Source organism: Streptomyces sp. NPDC058864 (genome assembly GCF_042742985.1).
GTDB lineage: Bacteria > Actinomycetota > Actinomycetes > Streptomycetales > Streptomycetaceae > Actinacidiphila.
Window position 1 is genome coordinate 1 of record NZ_JBHYMQ010000014.1, and the last position, 18,642, is coordinate 18,642.

The 18,642-nt window shown below is 72.6% G+C and carries 16 protein-coding genes; 11 read left to right on the forward strand and 5 right to left on the reverse strand.

The features are described from left to right. The first annotated feature begins 339 nt into the window (after positions 1–339). Genes ectA through thpD form a run of 4 tightly spaced genes read left to right on the forward strand, consistent with a single transcriptional unit; the run spans position 340 to position 3,484 of the window. Complete coding sequence (ectA, locus tag ACFW3D_RS13400; RefSeq protein ID WP_500504245.1) at positions 340–834, forward strand: diaminobutyrate acetyltransferase; 495 nt, start codon at positions 340–342, stop codon at positions 832–834. A 48-nt stretch (positions 835–882) separates the two neighbouring features. Further along, positions 883–2,154, forward strand: a complete 1,272-nt coding sequence (ectB, locus tag ACFW3D_RS13405; RefSeq protein WP_500504246.1) for a diaminobutyrate--2-oxoglutarate transaminase — start codon at positions 883–885, stop codon at positions 2,152–2,154. 19 nt (positions 2,155–2,173) lie between these two features. After that, a complete protein-coding gene (locus ACFW3D_RS13410) occupies positions 2,174–2,572 on the forward strand; it encodes an ectoine synthase (protein WP_500504247.1) in 399 nt (132 codons plus the stop codon). Between the two features lie 6 nt (positions 2,573–2,578). Next, positions 2,579–3,484 carry an ectoine hydroxylase gene (gene thpD, locus ACFW3D_RS13415; RefSeq protein ID WP_500504248.1) on the forward strand — a complete coding sequence of 302 codons (906 nt, stop codon included), beginning with the start codon at positions 2,579–2,581 and terminating at the stop codon, positions 3,482–3,484. Between the two features lie 610 nt (positions 3,485–4,094). On the opposite strand, the gene ACFW3D_RS13420 is transcribed toward thpD, so the two are convergent. Continuing rightward, positions 4,095–5,630 (reverse strand): aldehyde dehydrogenase (NADP(+)), encoded by a 1,536-nt coding sequence (locus ACFW3D_RS13420; protein WP_500504249.1) that lies wholly within the window; start codon positions 5,628–5,630, stop codon positions 4,095–4,097. A 112-nt stretch (positions 5,631–5,742) separates the two neighbouring features. Here ACFW3D_RS13420 and ACFW3D_RS13425 point away from each other — a divergent pair, with 112 nt between their 5' ends. Beyond that, positions 5,743–6,510 carry an IclR family transcriptional regulator gene (locus ACFW3D_RS13425; RefSeq protein ID WP_500504251.1) on the forward strand — a complete coding sequence of 256 codons (768 nt, stop codon included), beginning with the start codon at positions 5,743–5,745 and terminating at the stop codon, positions 6,508–6,510. A gap of 9 nt (positions 6,511–6,519) precedes the next feature. On the opposite strand, the gene ACFW3D_RS13430 is transcribed toward ACFW3D_RS13425, so the two are convergent. Continuing rightward, complete coding sequence (locus ACFW3D_RS13430) at positions 6,520–8,526, reverse strand: beta-galactosidase (RefSeq protein WP_500504252.1); 2,007 nt, start codon at positions 8,524–8,526, stop codon at positions 6,520–6,522. Between the two features lie 157 nt (positions 8,527–8,683). Here ACFW3D_RS13430 and ACFW3D_RS13435 point away from each other — a divergent pair, with 157 nt between their 5' ends. The 5 genes from ACFW3D_RS13435 to ACFW3D_RS13455 all read left to right on the forward strand — a co-directional run bounded on the left by ACFW3D_RS13435 (position 8,684) and on the right by ACFW3D_RS13455 (position 13,461). After that, complete coding sequence (locus ACFW3D_RS13435) at positions 8,684–10,000, forward strand: ABC transporter substrate-binding protein (RefSeq protein ID WP_500504253.1); 1,317 nt, start codon at positions 8,684–8,686, stop codon at positions 9,998–10,000. Positions 10,001–10,089: 89 nt separating this feature from the next. Further along, positions 10,090–11,013, forward strand: coding sequence for a carbohydrate ABC transporter permease (locus tag ACFW3D_RS13440; protein WP_500504254.1), 924 nt, complete (start codon positions 10,090–10,092; stop codon positions 11,011–11,013). Beyond that, on the forward strand, positions 11,013–11,918 hold the full coding sequence (locus ACFW3D_RS13445) for a carbohydrate ABC transporter permease (protein WP_500504255.1): 906 nt from the start codon (positions 11,013–11,015) through the stop codon (positions 11,916–11,918). The genes ACFW3D_RS13440 and ACFW3D_RS13445 overlap by 1 nt, the downstream gene beginning before the upstream one ends. Before the next feature lie 23 nt (positions 11,919–11,941). Further along, positions 11,942–12,964, forward strand: a complete 1,023-nt coding sequence (locus tag ACFW3D_RS13450) for a LacI family DNA-binding transcriptional regulator (RefSeq protein ID WP_500504256.1) — start codon at positions 11,942–11,944, stop codon at positions 12,962–12,964. Positions 12,965–13,059: 95 nt separating this feature from the next. Then, on the forward strand, positions 13,060–13,461 hold the full coding sequence (locus ACFW3D_RS13455) for a hypothetical protein (protein ID WP_500504391.1): 402 nt from the start codon (positions 13,060–13,062) through the stop codon (positions 13,459–13,461). 79 nt (positions 13,462–13,540) lie between these two features. On the opposite strand, the gene ACFW3D_RS13460 is transcribed toward ACFW3D_RS13455, so the two are convergent. Then, complete coding sequence (locus tag ACFW3D_RS13460) at positions 13,541–14,509, reverse strand: SDR family NAD(P)-dependent oxidoreductase (RefSeq protein ID WP_500504258.1); 969 nt, start codon at positions 14,507–14,509, stop codon at positions 13,541–13,543. A gap of 122 nt (positions 14,510–14,631) precedes the next feature. Here ACFW3D_RS13460 and ACFW3D_RS13465 point away from each other — a divergent pair, with 122 nt between their 5' ends. Next, positions 14,632–15,543 carry an AraC family transcriptional regulator gene (locus ACFW3D_RS13465; protein WP_500504259.1) on the forward strand — a complete coding sequence of 304 codons (912 nt, stop codon included), beginning with the start codon at positions 14,632–14,634 and terminating at the stop codon, positions 15,541–15,543. 124 nt (positions 15,544–15,667) lie between these two features. Here the strand turns inward: ACFW3D_RS13465 and ACFW3D_RS13470 are convergent, their stop codons facing one another. Further along, positions 15,668–17,002 carry an ABC transporter substrate-binding protein gene (locus tag ACFW3D_RS13470; protein WP_500504260.1) on the reverse strand — a complete coding sequence of 445 codons (1,335 nt, stop codon included), beginning with the start codon at positions 17,000–17,002 and terminating at the stop codon, positions 15,668–15,670. Further along, entirely contained in the window at positions 16,999–18,642 is a 1,644-nt protein-coding gene (locus tag ACFW3D_RS13475) for a glycoside hydrolase family 43 protein (RefSeq protein WP_500504261.1), read from the reverse strand. Before ACFW3D_RS13475 ends, ACFW3D_RS13470 begins: the two co-directional genes overlap by 4 nt.

Below are 18,642 nucleotides of genomic sequence, written 5' to 3' on the forward strand. Positions count from 1 at the left end.
GTCGCGAACGGCTCGGGCGGCCCCTTTTCAGCGATACCCGGAATTCCATGCGCGACGTGACGGCTGAGAAATTCCGGGGAATTCTCCGGAGCATCGGCGAGGGTATTCCGCATTGAACTCCTGCCCGGGGATCACGGCTCCAAACGCCAAGATTTCATCGACAGCACGTGATGATTCCGAGGATGTGACCGAGCCCACAAGGACGCCGTTCCGTCCCCCAATATCCGGGCAAATCACCCCTTCCTCACGGCATCCGCGCGCCTGATATCAGCAACACCCGCCCATCACAAGGCCCGTGTGGCATGCAATAAGAAATTCCGCCCGCTACGTTGTTTCCGCATGACCGTCGCTAGGGAATTGCTGCTCGACACCCCGGCAATCGAGGACGGCGCCGCACTGTGGCGCATTGCCCGCGATTCCCGGACCCTGGACCTGAACTCCCCCTACAGCTACCTCCTGTGGTGCAGGGACTTCGCCGGCACCACCGTGGTGGCGCGTACGGAGCACGGCGAACCGATCGGCTTCGTGACCGGCTACGTCCGCCCGGAGCGCCCCCGCACCCTCGTCGTCTGGCAGGTCGCCGTGGACGGGGCGCACCGCGGCCGGGGGCTCGCGGCCGCCATGCTCGACGACCTCGCGCAACGGGCCGCCGCGTCCGGAGTGCGCGAGGTCGAGACCACGATCACCCCGGACAACGAGGCCTCGCACCGCCTGTTCACCTCCTTCGGCGCCCGCCACGGAGCGCGGACCGAGCGCGAGGTGCTCTTCGACGCGCCGCTGTTCCCCGACGGTCACCAGCCCGAAGTCCTCTACCGCATCGGGCCCCTCGTCTGACCCGGCCGTCCCCGCACGACTCCTCCTCCCCCACAGAAGGAATGCACGGTGACCATCACCCCGCCCGCCATGTCCGTCTTCGAGACCCTCGAGTCCGAGGTCCGCAGCTACTGCCGCGGCTGGCCCGCCGTCTTCGACCGCGCGCAGGGCAGCCGCCTCTTCGACGAGGACGGCCACGACCACCTCGACTTCTTCTCCGGCGCCGGCGCCCTCAACTACGGGCACAACAACCCCGTTCTCAAACGCGCCCTGCTCGACTACCTGGAGCGCGACGGCATCACGCACGGCCTGGACATGAGCACCACCGCCAAGCGCGCCTTCCTGGAACGCTTCCAGGACGTCGTGCTGCGCCCGCGCGGCATGGACCACAAGGTGATGTTCCCGGGACCCACCGGCACCAACGCCGTCGAGGCGGCGCTGAAGCTGGCCCGCAAGGTCAAGGGCCGTGAGTCGGTGGTGTCCTTCACCAACGCCTTCCACGGCATGTCGCTGGGCGCGCTCGCCGTCACCGGCAACTCGATGAAGCGGGCCGGCGCCGGCGTCCCCCTGGTGCACGGCACCCCGATGCCCTTCGACAACTACCTCGACGGCCGCGTCCCCGACTTCCTGTGGTTCGAGCGGCTGCTGGAGGACCAGGGCTCCGGCCTCAACCAGCCCGCCGCCGTGATCGTCGAGACCATCCAGGGCGAGGGCGGCATCAACGTCGCCCGCCCCGAGTGGCTGCGCGGCCTGGCCGACCTGTGCCGGCGCCGCGACATGCTGCTGATCGTCGACGACATCCAGATGGGGTGCGGCCGCACCGGCCCGTTCTTCTCCTTCGAGGAGGCGGGCATCGTGCCGGACGTGATCACCCTCTCCAAGTCGATCGGCGGCTACGGCATGCCGATGTCGCTGACCCTCTTCCGCCCCGAACTCGACATCTGGGAACCGGGCGAGCACAACGGCACCTTCCGCGGCCACAACCCGGCGTTCGTCACCGCCACCGCCGCCCTCGACACGTACTGGGCGGACGGCGGGAGCATGGAGAAGCAGACCCTGCGGCGCGGCGAGCAGACCGAGGCCGTGCTGCGCGAGATCTGCGCCGAACACACGCGCTCCGGCGCCCGGTACCGCGGCCGCGGCCTCGTCTGGGGCCTGGAGTTCGCCGACCCCGGGCGGGCCTCCCGGGTGTGCGCCCGCGCCTTCGAACTGGGCCTGCTGCTGGAGACCTCCGGCCCCCGCGGCGAGGTCGTCAAGCTGCTGCCCGCCCTGACCATCACCCCCGAGGAGCTCGACGAGGGGCTGCGCACCCTCGCCCGCTCCGTCCGCGAGACCGCCTGACGAAAGGAACCGTCCCACCGTGATCGTGCGATCCCTGAAGGACATCGAGGGCACCGACCGCGATGTCACCGCCGAGACCGGCACCTGGCGCAGCAAGCGCATCGTCCTCGCCGGCGACCGCGTGGGCTTCTCGCTGCACGAGACCGTGATGTACGCGGGGACCGAGACCTCTATGTGGTACGCCAACCACATCGAGGCGGTGCTGTGCGTCGCGGGCGAGGGCGAGCTCACCGACGACGAGACCGGCGAGAGGCACCGGATCTCCCCCGGCACCCTCTACCTGCTCGACGGCCACGAACGGCACACCATGCGCCCCGAGACCGACCTGCGCTTCGTCTGCGTCTTCAACCCGCCCGTCACCGGGCGCGAGGTGCACGACGAGAACGGCGTCTACCCCCTGCTCACCGAGGGAGCGTGACCACCGATGACCACCGCGACGACGAACGGCCCCATCACCGACCTCTACCCCACCCGCGGCACGGCGGAAGTGCTGACCCCACGTCAGGACCCGGTCGTCTGGGGCGGACCCGGCACGACCGGACCGATCCAGCCGTCCGGACTCCGGGACTTCGACCGTGACGGCTTCCTGCCCGTGGACGCGATCATCGGGCCCGAGGACGTGGCCCGCTGCCACGCCGAGCTGGAGCGGCTCTGCGCCGACCCGGCGGTGCGCGCGGACGAGCGCTCCATCGTGGAGCCCGCCTCCCAGGACATCCGCTCGGTCTTCGAGGTCCACAAGATCAGCCCGGTCTTCGCCGAACTGGTCCGCGACCCCCGTGTGGTCGGCCGCGCCCGCCAGATCCTCGGCTCCGACGTCTACGTCCACCAGAGCCGGATCAACGTCAAGCCGGGCTTCGGCGCCTCCGGCTTCTACTGGCACTCCGACTTCGAGACCTGGCACGCCGAGGACGGGCTGCCCCGGATGCGCGCGGTCTCGGTCTCGATCGCGCTGACCGAGAACCACGACACCAACGGCGGCCTGATGATCATGCCGGGCTCGCACCGGACGTTCCTCGGCTGCGCGGGCGCGACCCCGGAGGACAACTACAGGAAGTCCCTCCAGATGCAGGACGCGGGCACGCCCTCCGACGCGGCCCTCACGGAACTGGCGGGCCGGCACGGCATCCGGCTCTTCACCGGGCCGCCCGGGTCCGCGGTGTGGTTCGACTGCAACAGCATGCACGGCTCGGGGGACAACATCACGCCGTACCCGCGCAGCAACGTCTTCATCGTCTTCAACAGCGTGGACAACGCGGCCGTCGAGCCGTTCGCGGCGCCCGTGCGGCGGCCCGAGTTCATCGGGGCGCGCGACTTCGCGCCCGTGCGGTAGCCCTCCGGGGTGCCGCGTCATTGTGCGCGGGTCCGTTGTGGTTGCGGTTGCGGTTTTTCCCCGCCCGCCCGCCCGTGGCCCCGGGACGATTGGTCCGGGTCTGCGCCCTGTTCGTTGGTGGGCCGGGGGCGGGGCCTCCGGGGTGGGCATTCTGTACCGCATATTTATGTGCATGGCGGGCGGTCCGGGTTCGGCACCGCTCTGCCGCACAACAAATACACGTCAGCGTCCAGAACGCCCACCCCTACGACCCCACCCCCTCCGCCGGTCCAGCGACCAACGCCCGGTGGGGGGTGAGAAGGCGAACCGGGGTGACCCCGGACGCCTGTCTGACCCCCCCCACCGGCCGTCATGCGCCCATACGACAGGAGGGGGTGTGGCGGGGTGCGCCCGGAAGCGACGAGCGGTGATGCCGGTGACGCAACGACCCGGCAAATCCGCGAGCGCTGAGGACGTGCGCCGGCGCGCCACCGACCCCCAACGCACGCAGCGAGGCGGTCACTGACCGACCGGGGCAACGGGAGGGCGGCGGGGAAAAGAACCCCAACCGCAACCACAACCCACCCGCACACGACAACCGGCCCGCGCGGACGGCCCCGGGAAGACCCCGTCAGGCCTCGCGGTGACCGTTGAAGCGGCGCGGCAACCCCAACGGGTTCCCGTCCCGCAGCTCCGCCGGAAGCAACCCCTCCGGCGCGTCCTGGTAGACAACGGGCCGCAGCCACCGCTCGATCGCCGTCCCGCCCACCGACGTGGACGTCGAGGTCGTGGCCGGGTACGGCCCCCCGTGGTGCATGGCCGGGGCCACCGCGACCCCCGTGGGCCAGCCGTTCACCACGACGCGCCCCGCCAGCGGGGTGAGCCGGCGCAGCAGTTCCGCACCGGAGGCGTCCTCGTCGGCGCCGGACGCCTCGGCCTCGCTCAGGTGCGCCGTCGCCGTGAGGTTCCCGGGGAGCCGCCCGAGCACCCCCTCGACCTCCTGCGCGGTGGCGTACCGCGCGACGACCGTGACCGGCCCGAAGTGCTCCTCCAGCAGCGCGTCGTGCTCGCCGCCCTCCGCCAGCCGGGCGGCCGGGACGGAGACGAAGCCGGCGCGCACCAGGTGCTCGCCGCCGTCGCCGGGCTCGACCGGCGCCTCCACCTCCGGGAGCGCCGTCAGTTCGCGCACGCCCGCGATGAAGTTGTCGCGCATGCGGGCGTCGAGCAGCGTGCCCGGGGCGACGTCGCCCACCGAGGCCGCCAGGGACTTGAGGAGGCGGTCGCCCGCCTCTCCCGCCGGGGCCAGTACGAGGCCGGGCTTGACGCAGAACTGGCCGACGCCGAGCGTCATGGACCCGGCGAGTCCCGCGCCGATCTGCTCGGCGCGCTCCTCGGCCGCGGCCTGCGTGATGACGACCGGGTTGAGGCTGCCGAGTTCGCCGTGGAACGGGATCGGCACCGGTCGTGCCGCGGCGGCGTCGAAGAGGGCGCGCCCGCCCCGTACGGAGCCGGTGAACCCGGCGGCGGAGACCAGCGGGTGCTTGATGAGGTCGATGCCGGCCTGGAAGCCGTGGACCACCGAGACGACGTCCGCGGGCAGCCCGACCTCGACGGCGGCGCGGCGCAGCGCGTCCGCGCAGAGCTCGCTCGTCGCCGGGTGGTCGGGGTGGGCCTTGACGACGACGGGGCAGCCCGCCGCGAGCGCGCTGGCGGTGTCGCCGCCGGGGACGGAGAACGCGAGCGGGAAGTTGCTGGCGGAGTAGACGGCCACGACGCCGAGCGGGATCTTGTAGCGCCGCAGGTCGGGCCGGGGCGGGGCGAGCGTCGCGTCGGCGTGGTCGATGATGACGTCGAGGAAGGCGCCCTCCTCGACGATCTCGGCGAAGGCCCTCAGCTGGTAGGCGGTGCGTCCGAGTTCACCGGTGAGGCGAGCCGGACCGAGGGCGGTCTCCGCGTCGGCGGCCTCCAGGATGCGGGGGCCGGCCTCCTCGAGGAAGTCGGCCGCGGTGCGCAGCAGCCGGGCCCGCACCTCGCGGTCGGCGAGCGCCGGGACGGCCGCGGCGGCGGCGCGCACCACGGCGTCGACCTCCTCGGCGGTGGCTTCGACGGCGACCTGCTCCCGCTGCTTCCCGGTTCGGGGATCGACGCTCCACACTGGTACGGCCACCGCGGGTACCTCCAGGCCTTTCGTTCGATATGCTGAACAGCATCCGCAACTGTGAATCTGTTCGGGAGCCTACTTGCGCGGGTCCCGGCCGAACAAGAGGGGTCCACTCCAGATGGCTGCAGGTGAGGGCGGGGCCCAGGTCAAATCCGCGGTGCGGACGGTGGAGCTGCTGGAGTTCTTCGCCGGGCAGCCCGGCATGCACAGCCTGGCCGCCGTGCAGGAGGCCGTCGGCTACCCCAAGTCCAGCCTGTACATGCTGTTGCGCACGCTCGTGGAGCTGGGCTGGATCGAGACGGACGCCACCGGCACCCGCTACGGCATCGGCGTGCGCGCCCTGCTGGTCGGCACCTCGTACATCGACGGCGACGAGGTCGTGGCCGCGGCCCGCCCGACCCTGGACCGGCTCTCGGACGACACCAGCGAGACGATCCACCTGGCCCGCCTCGACGGCACCAGCGTCGTCTACCTGGCGACCCGTCAGTCCTCTCACTACCTGCGGCCGTTCACCCGGGTCGGCCGCCGGCTGCCGGCCCACTCCACCTCGCTGGGCAAGGCGCTGCTCGCCACGTACACCGACGAGCAGGTCCGCAAGCTGCTGCCGGAGACGCTGGAGCCGCTCACCGAGCACACCCACACCGACCGCGAGAAGCTGATCGCGGAGCTGCACCAGATCCGCGAGCAGGGATACGCCGTGGACCGCGAGGAGAACACGCTCGGCCTGCGCTGCTTCGGTGTGGCCGTCCCCTACCGCACGCCCGCCCGGGACGCGATCAGCTGCTCGGTGCCGGTGGCCCGGCTGACCCCGGCCCACGAGCAGCTGATCAAGGACGCCCTCTTCGACGCGCGCGACCGCCTCACGATGGCGACCCGCCGCCTCTGAGCCGGCCGCTCAGGACTCCTCCCTGAGCACCCGGACCGCGCCCGGCGGCACGCTGAGCCGGCCGACGACGCGTTCCCCGGTGAGCAGTTCCGTGCCCGGCGCGTCGAGGGGCACCTTCGCCTCGGACCCGGTGTGGTTGATCACGAAGAGGTACGTGCCCTGCTCACCGGTGCGGCGGACGACCTCGACGTCACGCGGCAGTTCGGCCCGGTCCGGCAGGCCCGCGTCCGCCGCCGCGGCGGCCAGGACCGCGCCGAGCTCCGCGGGGCCGAGCCGGGTGGAGACGTACCAGGCCGTGCCGGCCCCCAGGGCGTGCCGGGTGACGGCGGCGAGGCCGGCGGCCGGGCCGTCGGCGTACGTCCACACCGGCTCGGCGCCGCGCGGCACGACGACCTCGGTCCACAGGTCGCCGGTGAGCGCGGGGCCCTCGGAGCCCTCGGGGCCGTCGAGCCGGACCCTTTCCCCGTCGAGCAGCGGCGCGAACTCCTCGACCGTCAGCCCGAGCACGTCCCGCAGCGCGCCGGGCACGGGGCCCGGGTGGACGGTGTCGTGCTCGTCGACGACGCCGGAGAAGTAGGAGACCAGCAGCGTGCCGCCGCCCTCGACGTAGGCCCGCAGATTCCGTCCGGCAGCCTCGGTGGTGAGGTAGAGCGCGGGGACGACGACAAGGGGATATGCCGACAGATCGACGTCGGGGCGGGCGAAGTCGACGGTCAGGTGGCGGTCGAACAGGGCCTCGTACCAGCTGTCGGCGCGCTCGCGCGCGTCGTGGTCCTGGCTGGGCCGCCACTCCAGCTTCTGTGCCCACCAGGACTGCCAGTCCCACACCACGGCGGCGTCCGCGACGGTCCGGGTGCCGGCGACCTCGGCGAGGGCGGCGACGTCGGCGCCCAGCCGGACGACCTCCCGCCAGACCCGGCTGTCGGTGCCGGCGTGCGGCAGCATCGCGGAGTGGAACTTCTCGGCGCCGTAGCGGGACTGCCGCCACTGGAAGAACAGGGCGCCCTCCGAGCCGCGGGCCACGTGGGCGAGGCTGTTGCGGGCCATCTGGCCGGGGGCCTTGGCGGGGTTGCGGCGCTGCCAGTTGACGCCGCTGGTGGAGTGCTCCAGCAGCAGCCAGGGGGCGCCGCCGGCGACGGAGCGGGTGAGGTCGGCGGCCATGGCCAGGTTGACGTGGGTGCGGCGGCCGTCGGTGATCAGGTAGTGGTCGTTGGTGACGAGGTCGACCTCGCGGCCCCAGGCCCAGTAGTCCATGGAGTCGCACTGGCTGAGCGCGGTCATGAAGTTGGTGGTGACCGGGACGCCCGGTGACAGCCGGTGCAGGATGTCGCGTTCGGCGGTGAAGTTGCCGCGGACGGTCTCGTCCGTGAAGCGGGCGTAGTCGAGCTGCTGCGCCGGGTTGGCGACGGTGGGGGTCAGCCGCGGGGCGTCGACGTGCGCCCAGTCGCCGTAGGTCTGGCCCCAGAAGGCGGTGCCCCATGCGGCGTTGAGGGCGTCGAGGGTGCCGTGGCGGGCCCGCAGCCACTGCCGGAACTCCTCGGCGGACGCCTCGCAGTAGCAGGCGCCGACCGGTACGCCGTACTCGTTGTGGACGTGCCACAGGGCGAGGGCGGGATGCCGGCCGTAGCGCTCGGCCAGCCGCTCGGTGATCCGGGCGGCGGCCGCGCGGTAGGCGGCGGAGCTGTGGCAGATGGCGCCGCGCGAGCCGAAGCCGTAGCGGACGCCCTCGCGGCTGACCGGGAGCGCCTCGGGATGGGCGGCGTAGAACCAGGCGGGCGGCACGACGGTGGGGGTGCCGAGGTCCGCGCGGATGCCGTTCTCGTGCAGGAGGTCCAGAAGCCGGTCCAGCCAGCCGAAGTCGTAGCGGCCGGGCTCGGGCTCCAGCTTCGACCAGGCGAAGATGCCGACACTGACCATGGTCACGCCGGCCTCGCGCATCAGCCGGACGTCCTCCTGCCAGACCTCCTCGGGCCACTGCTCCGGGTTGTAGTCGCCACCGTAGGCAAGGCGCGCCATGGGATCTCCTGGGTCAATTCTGGGAACGTGCACAGCCTCATGCGGGGCAGCTCGGCCAAGGTAACCGCAGGGCCACAGGCATTGACAAGTGTCGGAGATGTTTCTCTACTGTGAACGCTCACAGCGCCCCCGCGCACCCTCGTCAGGGGAGGAACCCATGAACAAGCGCCTCGTCGCCGCCTTCGCAGCGGCCGCGCTCTCCACCACGCTGCTGGCCGGCTGCGGTTCGTCGGACGACGGCGGGGACGGAGGCAAGGCGGAGTCCGGACCGGTCAGCCTCACGTACTGGGCCTGGGCCCCGGGTCTGGACAAGGTCGCCGCGATCTGGAACGCCGGCCCCGGCAAGGAGGCCGGCATCACGGTCACGGTGAAGAAGCAGGCGTCGGGCGACGACCTGGTCACCAAGATCATCACCGCGGCGAAGGCGCACAAGGCGCCCGACCTGGTGCAGGCCGAGTTCCAGGCCCTCCCCACCCTGGTGAGCAACGACGTCCTGGCCGACATATCCGGGCAGGCGGGCGGCACGGAGAAGGACTTCGCCGCGGGCGTGTGGCAGCAGGTGACCCTCGGCTCCGACGCGGTGTACGCGATCCCGCAGGACACCGGGCCGCTGATGTTCTACTACCGCAAGGACCTGTTCACGAAGTACGGCCTGAGCGTGCCCACGACGTGGGACGAGTTCGCCGCCACCGCCCGCGCCCTGAAGAAGAAGGACCCGAAGAAGGCACTGACCACCTTCTCCGCGACCGACCCCGGCCTGTTCGCGGGCCTGTCGCAGCAGGCGGGCGCGAAGTGGTGGACCACCGGCGGGGACACGTGGAAGGTCGCCATCGACGACGCCGCCTCCACCAAGGTCGCCGACTTCTGGGGCGGCCTGGTCAAGGAGGGCGTCATCGACAACCAGCCGATGTACACCCCCGCGTGGAACAAGGCGCTCAACACCGGCACGCAGATCGCCTGGGTCAGCGCCGTGTGGGCACCGGGCGTGCTGACGACGGCGGCCCCCGACACCAAGGGCAAGTGGGCCATGGCGCCGCTGCCGCAGTGGAACGCGGGTGACCACGTCACGGGCAGCTGGGGCGGTTCCACGACCGGCGTCTCCAACGACTCCAAGCACAAGGACGCGGCGGTGAAGTTCGCGACCTGGCTCAACACCGACCCGGAGGCCGTGACGGCCCTGGTGAGGAACGGCGGCATCTACCCGGCGGCGACGGCCGCCCAGACCGGCGACGCGCTCGCCCAGGCACCGGAGTTCTTCGCCGGTCAGCCGGACTTCTACGCCAAGGCCGCCGAGATCGCGAAGACCACCGCCCCGGGTGCATGGGGCCCGAACGTGAACGTCGCCTACAGCGCGTTCAAGGACGCCTTCGGCAAGGCGGCCCAGGACAAGTCGGGCTTCGGCCCGGCGCTGGGCGCCGTGCAGTCGACGACGGTCGCCGACATGAAGAAGCAGGGCTTCCCGGTCGCGGAGTAGCGCGCGGCAGCCCCTCAGGCCGGCCGGGGGCACCACGCGCCCCCGGTCACCTGCCCGTCCTTCCCCGTCCCGTCCGAATCGAGCCGCCCATGCCGCCCTCGCCGACCGCCGCCCGGCGCACCCGACGCGTCGCCCCCTACGGATTCCTCGTCCCCGCCGTCGTCCTGTTCGCCGCGACCTTCGCACTCCCCATCGGCTACGCCGTCTACCTCAGCTTCCGCAGGATCGAGGTCAAGGGCCTGGGCCTGGGCAGGGGTGCCCGCCGAGAGGCCTGGGCGGGGCTGTCCAACTACACCTCCGTGCTGTCCGACACCGAGCTCCTGCACGGCGCCGCCCGCATCCTCGGCTACGGCGCGATCGTGGTCCCGGTGATGCTGGGTCTCGCCCTGCTGTTCGCGCTGATGCTGGACGCCCGGCGGACCCGCCTGCGCGGCTTCTCGCGCCTGGCGATCTTCCTGCCGTACGCCGTGCCCGGGGTGGTCGCGGCGCTGCTGTGGGGCTTCCTGTACCTGCCCTCGCTCAGCCCGGTCCACTACGCGCTGGGCACGCTGGGCCTGCCGGAGCCCGACCTGCTGAACGGCGGCGCGCTGTTCGGCGCGCTGGCGAACGTCGCCGTGTGGGGCGGCACCGGCTTCAACATGATCGTGATCTACACGTCGCTGCGGGCGGTGCCCGCCGAGATCTACGAGGCCGCGCGGATCGACGGCTGCTCGGAGCTGCAGATCGCGCTGCGGGTCAAGATCCCCACGGTGGCCCCGGCGCTCGTGCTGACCTTCTTCTTCTCGATGATCGCGACCTTCCAGGTCTTCGGTGAGCCGATGACCCTGAAGGGGATGACCAACTCGATCTCCACCACCTGGAGCCCGCTGATGAAGGTCTACCAGGACGCCTTCGTCCGCGGCGACCTCCACTCGGCGGCGGCCACGTCGGTGGTCCTCGCCGTCGCCACCCTCGTCCTGTCCTTCGGCTTCCTGCGGGCGGCCAACTCCCGTACCCGGCAGGGGGCCTCCTGATGAGCGTCACCGCAACCCCCCTCGACCGGCGGCCCGGCGCCCCTGCGGCGGCCCGCGCCGCGGCGCCGCGGCGGCGCCGCGGGGCCGGCCTGGTCCCGACCGTCGTGCTGCTGCTCGGCGCGGCCTACTGCCTGCTGCCGGTGGCATGGGTGCTGGTGGCGTCGACGAAGAGCAGCCGCGAGCTGTTCGCGACGTTCACCTTCCTGCCCGGCACCGGTCTGGCGGACAACCTCTCCGCGCTGACGGCGTACCGCGACGGCGTCTACTGGCGGTGGATGCTCAACTCCCTCTTCTACGCGGGCTTCGGGGCACTGCTGTCCACCGCGGTCTCCGCGATGAGCGGCTACGCGCTGGCGAAGTACCGCTTCCGGGGCCGCGAGGCGATCTTCAACGTGCTGCTGACGGGGGTGCTGATGCCGCCGGTCATCCTGGCGATCCCGCAGTACCTGCTGATGGCGAAGGCGGGTCTGGCCGACAGCTACCTGTCGGTGCTGCTGCCGAGCGTGCTGGCGCCGTACGGCATCTACCTGGCGCGGATCTACGCCTCGGCCGCCGTACCGGACGAGCTGGTGGAGGCGGCCCGGGTGGACGGGGCGCGGGAGTGGCGGATCTTCCGCACGATCGCGCTGCCGGTGATGCTGCCGGGGCTGGTGACGGTCTTCCTCTTCCAGTTCGTGGCGATCTGGAACAACTTCCTGCTGCCGTTCATCATGCTCGGCGACGACGAGAAGTTCCCGGTGACGCTCGGCCTGTTCACCCTCCTCCAGCAGGGCGCCTCGGCGCCCGCCCTCTACACGCTGGTGATCACCGGTGCGATGCTGGCGATAATGCCGCTGATCGCGCTGTTCCTGGTCATCCAGCGGTTCTGGAGCCTGGACCTGCTCTCCGGGGCCGTAAAGTCCTGAGGAGCCCCCGAAGGAAGAACGGTATGAGCCGCACAGAACGACGCCGTCCCCCGACGATCCACGACGTGGCCCGCGAGGCGGGCGTGTCACGGGGCACGGTGTCGCGCGTCCTCAACGGCGGGCACAACGTGAGCCCGGCCGCGATGGAGGCGGTCAACGCCGCCATCCGCCGCACCGGCTACGTGGTGAACCGGCACGCCCGCAGCCTGATCACCGGGCGGTCGGACTCGGTGGGCTTCCTGCTCACCGAGCCGCAGGAGCGCTTCTTCGAGGACCCGAACTTCAACGTGCTGCTCAGCGGCTGCACCCAGGCGCTGGCCGCGCACGACATACCGCTGCTGCTGATGATCGCCGGCGACGAGCCCGAGCGGCGGCGGATAACCCGCTACATCACCGCCGGGCACGTCGACGGCGTGCTGCTGGTGTCCAGCCACTCGGGCAACCCGGTCGCCGAGCGGCTGGAGGAGGCCGGGGTCCCGGTCGTCGCGTGCGGGGAGCCGCTGGGCCAGGGCGGCCGGGTCGCGTACGTGGCGGCCGACGAGCGGGGCGGCGCGCACCGGATGGTGCGGCACCTCGTGGCCTCCGGGCGACGCGGCATCGCCATGATCACCGGGCCGCTGGACACCCCCGGCGGCGTCCAGCGGCTGGCGGGCTACCGCGAGGAACTGGCGGCCGCGGGGCTGCCCGCCGACGGGTCGCTGGTCGCCGAGGGCGACTACAGCCGGGCCAGCGGGGAGGCGGCGATGGCCGCGCTGCTGGACCGCGCCCCCGGCCTCGACGCGGTCTTCGTCGCCTCCGACCTGATGGCCCAGGGCGCGCTGGCGGCGCTGGAACGGGCCGGGCGGCGGGTCCCGGAGGACGTCGCGGTCGGCGGCTTCGACGACTCCCCCGCGGCGCTGGCCACGCTGCCGCCGCTGACCACAATCCGTCAGCCGTGGGACCGGATCAGTGCCGAGATGGTGCGGCTGCTGCTCGCCCGCATCGCCGGCGACGAGCCGTCCGGGGTGATCCTCCCGACGGAGCTGGTACGGCGGGAGTCGGCCTGAACATCCCCTAGGATCATGGGAGTTGGGGCGCCGAAGCCGCCGCCCCCAAACTTGGAGGACCGGTGCGTCTCCCCCGTTCCCTTTCCGGCTGGACCATGGCCGTCTTCGGTCTGCTCGCCGCGGCGCTCGGCATCGTCGGGATCGTCTCGCCCGCCGTACAGCTGTCCCTGCTCGGCTTCCACCGGCCGGACCACCGCGCGGCCGGCGACTACACCCTTGTCTTCCTCACGGCTTCCTCGATGGCGGCGCTCAACATGGGCGTCTACTACGTCCTGGCGGCCCTCGCCGACTGGCGCGCCTTCTTCCGCTGGACGGTCCCGTTCCGGCTGCTGACCTTCACCGTCTTCACCACCGCCGTGGTGATCGGCCGGGCGCCGTCCGGCTTCCTCGGGGTCGGCGTGTGGGAGGGCGTGGGCGCGCTGGTGACGGGCACGGCCCTCTGGTACGAGGGCCGCAAGGCCCGTGCCGCGGCCCCCGAGGGCGCCGCGGCGGCGTGACCTGCCCCGCGGGCGGTCAGGACGTACGGAGCGGAACCGTGCGCGGGCCGCACCGGGAGGAGAGGCCCCGGGCGGAAGGTCACATCCGCAGGGCGCACACGGCGCGGTCCCAGAGGCGGTCCGCCGCGACCGGGTCCACGGCGTGCGCGGCGACGCCGCCGGGGCGCTCCTCGCCGCCGTCGACGACCGGTGCCTCCTGGTTGTCCTCGAAGTAGCGTCCGGTGACCCCGTCGAGCAGCGGCGAGGCCGCGAGCAGCACCGACGTGGCGGCGCCCTGCTCGGCGGTCTTGTGGTAGGGCTGCGGGACGACCGCGCCGTCCTCGTCCGTCACGCCCATCGCCCGCATCGTGGCGTCGTCGATGTGGCGCTGGAGGTTGGTGCCGAGGATCCATCCCGGGTTGAGCGCGTTGGCCGTGATGCCGTCGGCGGCCCACCGGCGGGCGGCGCCGACCGCGAGCAGGACGTCGGCGGTCTTGGACTGCGCGTAGGCCGTCCAGGGGTCGTAGGGGCGCCGCTCGAAGTGGGGGTCGGCGAAGTCGAACGCGGCGTTCCGGTGGGCGCCGGAGCTGACGACCACCAGCCGTGCCGACCCCGCCGCCCGCATCTCGGGGCGGAGTGCCGTGGCGAGCGCGAAGTGCCCGAGGTGGTTGGTGGCGAGCTGCAGCTCCCACCCCTGCTCGGTGACGTGGCGGGTGGGGAGGGCCATGATCCCGGCGTTGGCGACGAGGATGTCGAGCGGGCCGCTCCAGCCGCGCGCGAAACGCGCGACGGACGCGAGGTCGGCCAGGTCGAGGGCACGTACGTCGACCGAGCCTGCCGGGGACGTGCCGGCGAGCCCTTGGAGTGCGGGTGCCGCGGCGGCGGGGTCGCGCGTGGCGACCGTGACGTCCGCGCCGGCCGCGGCCAGGGCCCGGACCGTTTCGAGGCCGATGCCGGAGGCGCCGCCGGTGACCAGGGCGCGCCGGCCGGTGAGGTCGGCTCCGCCGATGACCTCGGAGGCCGTGGCGTGGGAGGAGAAGGGCGTCTGCAGAAGGGGGTGGTCGAGCACGGGGGACCTTCTCGGGGGAGGAACGGCTGGTACTCGAGCCAGGCTATGGACGGCCTCACGTATTCTCCATAACGAAAACTCCGGAAAACTTGATTCATCGTCCAGAGGCCCGGGAGGCATGGATGGACCCGCTGGAGGACGTGCTGGCGCTGCTGGAGACCAGGGCCCATCTCTCGACGGGCCTCGTGGCGGGCGGCGAGTGGGCCGTGCGCTTCGGGGCGCCGTCCGGGGTGAAGTTCAACGCGGTCCGGCACGGCAGGTGCCTCCTGGAGGTCGAGGGGACGGACCGGCCGGTGGAGCTGGCCGCGGGCGACTGCTTCCTGCTCACCCGGGCCCGGCCGTTCGTGCTGCGCAGCGCTCCCGGCGTGGTCCCGGTCGACGCCGGGCCGCTGTTCGCCGCGGCGGAGGGCGGCTTCGCCAGGGCCGGCCGCGGGGAGGACGTCCTGCTCGTCGGCGGCCGCTTCTCCTTCGGCGACCGCGCGGGGGCCCTGCTGCTGGACGCGCTGCCGCCGGTGATCCACGTGCCCGCCGGGACGGCCCACGCCGGGACCGTGCGGTGGGCGCTGGAAGAGATCGGGCAGGAACTGCTGCTGCGGCCCGTGGCCTCCGCACTCGTGGCGGAACACCTGGCCGTCGTCATGCTGGTCCACGTGCTGCGCCTGCACCTCGCGCGCACGTCCCACGGCGCGTCGGGCTGGCCCGCGGGCCTGGCCGACCCCGTCGTGGCACCCGCCCTGGCGGCGCTGCACGGCGCGCCGGCGCACGGCTGGACGGTCGCCGAACTCGCCAGGACCAGCGGGGTCTCCCGGTCGACGCTCGCCGAGCGGTTCAAGCGGACCGTGGGCTGCCCACCGCTCGACTACCTCAGGCGGTGGCGCATCGAACTCGCCTCGCAGCGCCTGCGCAAGGGCACCGAGACCCTCGCCGTCATCGCCCAGGCGGTCGGCTACGGCTCGGAGAGCGCGCTCAGCACGGCCTTCAAGGAGGTGACGGGGAGCTCGCCCCGTGCGTACCGCAGCGGTCGCGCGGCCTGACGCGCGGCAGGGGGCCGCGCCGCGGCTCCTTGCGCGGTCGCGGGATGGGGGAGGGAGCGGGGACGGCCGGCGGCTCACGGCACGGCGTGGGCGCCGCCGGCCGTCCCGTTCCCGGGCGCGTGGCTCAGGAGTTGTGCTTCTTCCAGTCCGCCTGCGCGGCGTTGAGCTTCCCGGCGAAGGCGTCGAGGAAGTCCTTTGCGCTCAGCCGGCCGAGGACGACCTTCTGGAACTCCGGTTCGGTGTCCGCCTTGCTGAGGGTGTTCCAGTCCGGCAGGTAGTACGGCAGCTGGACGATCCTGGTCCTGGGGTCGGTGAGCGCGTCGATGGCGATCTTGGTCGCCCCGGCGGAGGCGATCCAGTCGTCGTCCTGCGCCTCGGTGTTGGACGGGATGGCCCCGGCCGACTCGTTCCAGAGGCTGTTGGCCTCCGCGGAGGCGGCGAACTCGATGAACTTCCAGGCCGCCTCCTTGTTCCCGGAGCTCTTGAACAGGCCGAGCCCGTCCACGGGGTTGGAGACCGTGGTGCGCACCCCCGCCGCGTCGACCGGCATGGCCACGCCCGCGAACTTGTCCTTGCCGAGGGCGTCCAGGTGGTTCTGGTAGGAGCCCAGATTGTGCTGGAGGATGCCGATCCTGCCGTTGTCGAACTCGGCGACCATCTTGGTGAAGTCGTTGTTGAGGTCGGCTTCCGGCGTGGTCTTCTTGTACAGCGCGACGTACTTCTCCAGCGCCGCCACGTTCTTCGGGTCGTTGACGGTGGTCGAGTCGCCGTTCCAGAAGCTGTCGATGCCCGACTGCCCGTACATCATGTCCAGGGCCTGGGCGATCGAGCCCGCGCCGCCGCGGAAGGTGAAGCCGAACTCGTTGTTCTTCCGGTCGGTCAGCTTCTCCGTCGCCGTGAAGAAGGCGTCCCAAGTGGTGGGCGCGGGCACGCCCGCGGCCTCGAAGAGGTCCGTGCGGTACCACAGGACGCCCATGTTCGCGGAGGTCGGCACCGAGAACAGCTCGTCGCCGCCTCCCGCCACCTGCACGCTCTTGACCAGGTTGGGGTCGAACCTGCCCTTGAGGGAGCTGTCGTCGATGCGGCCGGTCACCGGGTCCAGGGCGCCCTGCGCCACCAGGCTCGCGAGCATGGCGGTGCCCACGCCGCCCACGTCGGGCAGGCCCTTGCCGCCCGCGATGGCGGTGTCGTACTTGGACTGCACGTCGGCGGCGGCGACCCCGACGTACTTCACCTCGATGTCCGGGTTCTTCTTCTCGAAGCGGGAGATGATCTCCTTCCACACCTCGGTGCGGACACCGCCGTTGTTGTCCCAGAAGGTGACCGTGCCCTTGCCGCTGCCCTCGCTGCCCGAGCTGCCCTTGCCGTCGGTGCCGCAGGCGGACGCGGTCAGCGCCAGTGCGGAGACGGCCGCGACGGCGGCGGCGAGACGTGCTCCGCGGCCCTTCGGTGCTCTCATGGTGACTCTCCTGTCGGGGTGTGTGCGGGTGGTGGGGACGTACGGGGCGCCCGGGGGTCCGGCGCGGGTTCCGGGGCGGGTTCCGGGGCGGCCGTGCCCGCCGTGCCCGCCGTGATCCGGAAGTGCGTGAAGTCCGCGGTCCCGGCGGGGCCGCCGGGGCCGGTGGGCGCGCTGGGCGCCGTGGCGAAGAGCCCGAGCCGCGCTCCGACCCAGCGCCACGGCGTGGCGGCGAACGCCGGGCCCGAGGGGCGCGGGCCGTCGCCGGTGTCCGCCGAGAAGCGGCAGCGGGCGCCCGGGGTCACCTCGATGCGCAGCGAGGCCCGGCCGTCCGGCGCCGGGCGGGCGTGCGCCGCGTCGCGTTCGGCCGCGGCAGCGGACTCGGCGAAGCGGTGCACCAGGTGCACGCCGTCCGCCGACCGCTCCAGGCCGATCCAGCAGAAGGCGTCGCCGACCACGGCCAGCCCGGCCTTCGCACCGTGGGCCGCGGCGTCCAGCACGAGGTCGACGGTGACGGTGAAGGACTCCGCGGGCAGCCGCTGCGCCAGGACGTTGGGCAGCCGGCGCAGGTCGTGGGCGTCGGCGGTGCGCACGCAGGTCAGGCGCAGCGCGTCGCCGCCGTGCGCGGTGGTCCAGCCGCGCCGCGGGGCGGCGGCCCAGGACCACTGCCGGCCGAACCGGCCGCCGGGGAAGTCGTCGTCGGTGGCCGGGGCCTCGGGCGGCTGCGGCTCGGCGGTGCCCGGCTTGACGTGGACGGCGACGGGTTCGCCTCCGTCGCCCGCCAGGGGCCAGCCGTCCGCCGTCCAGCGCAGCGGCTGCAGGTGCACCACGCGCCCGTACGCGCCGCGCTGCTGGAAGTGCAGGAACCAGTCCTCGCCCCGCGCGGTGCGCACCCAGGCGCCCTGGTGCGGCCCGTTGACCGCGGTGCGCCCCTGCTCGAGCACCACGGCCTCCTCGTAGGGGCCGAAGAAGTCGCGTGCGCGGAACGCGCCCTGCCAGCCCGTCTCCACCCCGCCGGCCGGGGCGAGGATCCAGTACCAGCCGTCGTGGCGGTGGAGCTTGGGCCCTTCGAGGGTGAACCAGCCCGGGATGCGGTCGCCGTCCACGACCACCCGGCCCTCGTCCAGGAGTTCCCGACCGTCCGGGCTCATCCGGTGACCGGTGAGCCGGTTCTTCACCCCGGAGCGGGACCTGGCCCAGGCGTGCACCAGGTAGGCGGTGCCGTCCTCGTCCCACAGCGGGCAGGGGTCGATCAGGCCCTTGCCGGCCTTCAGCAGGTGCGGGCGGGTCCACGGGCCGCGCGGATCCGGCGCGTTGACCTGGAACAGACCGGCGTCGGGGTCGCCCCAGAAGATCCAGAAGCGGCCTTCGTGGTGCCGCAGCGACGGCGCCCACACCCCGCCGTCGTGCCGCGGCGCGCCGGCCGGCCGCCCCGGTGGGGGACGGTCCAGGGCGTGCCCGACGATCCGCCAGTTGACCAGGTCGCGGGAGTGCAGCAGCGGCAGCCCGGGGACGCGGCCGAAGCTCGAGGCGGTGAGGTAGTGGTCGTCGCCGACGCGGATGACGTCGGGGTCGGACCAGTCGGCGTGGAGCACCGGGTTGCGGTAGGTGCCGTCGCCGAGGTCGGCGGTCCAGGGGCGCAT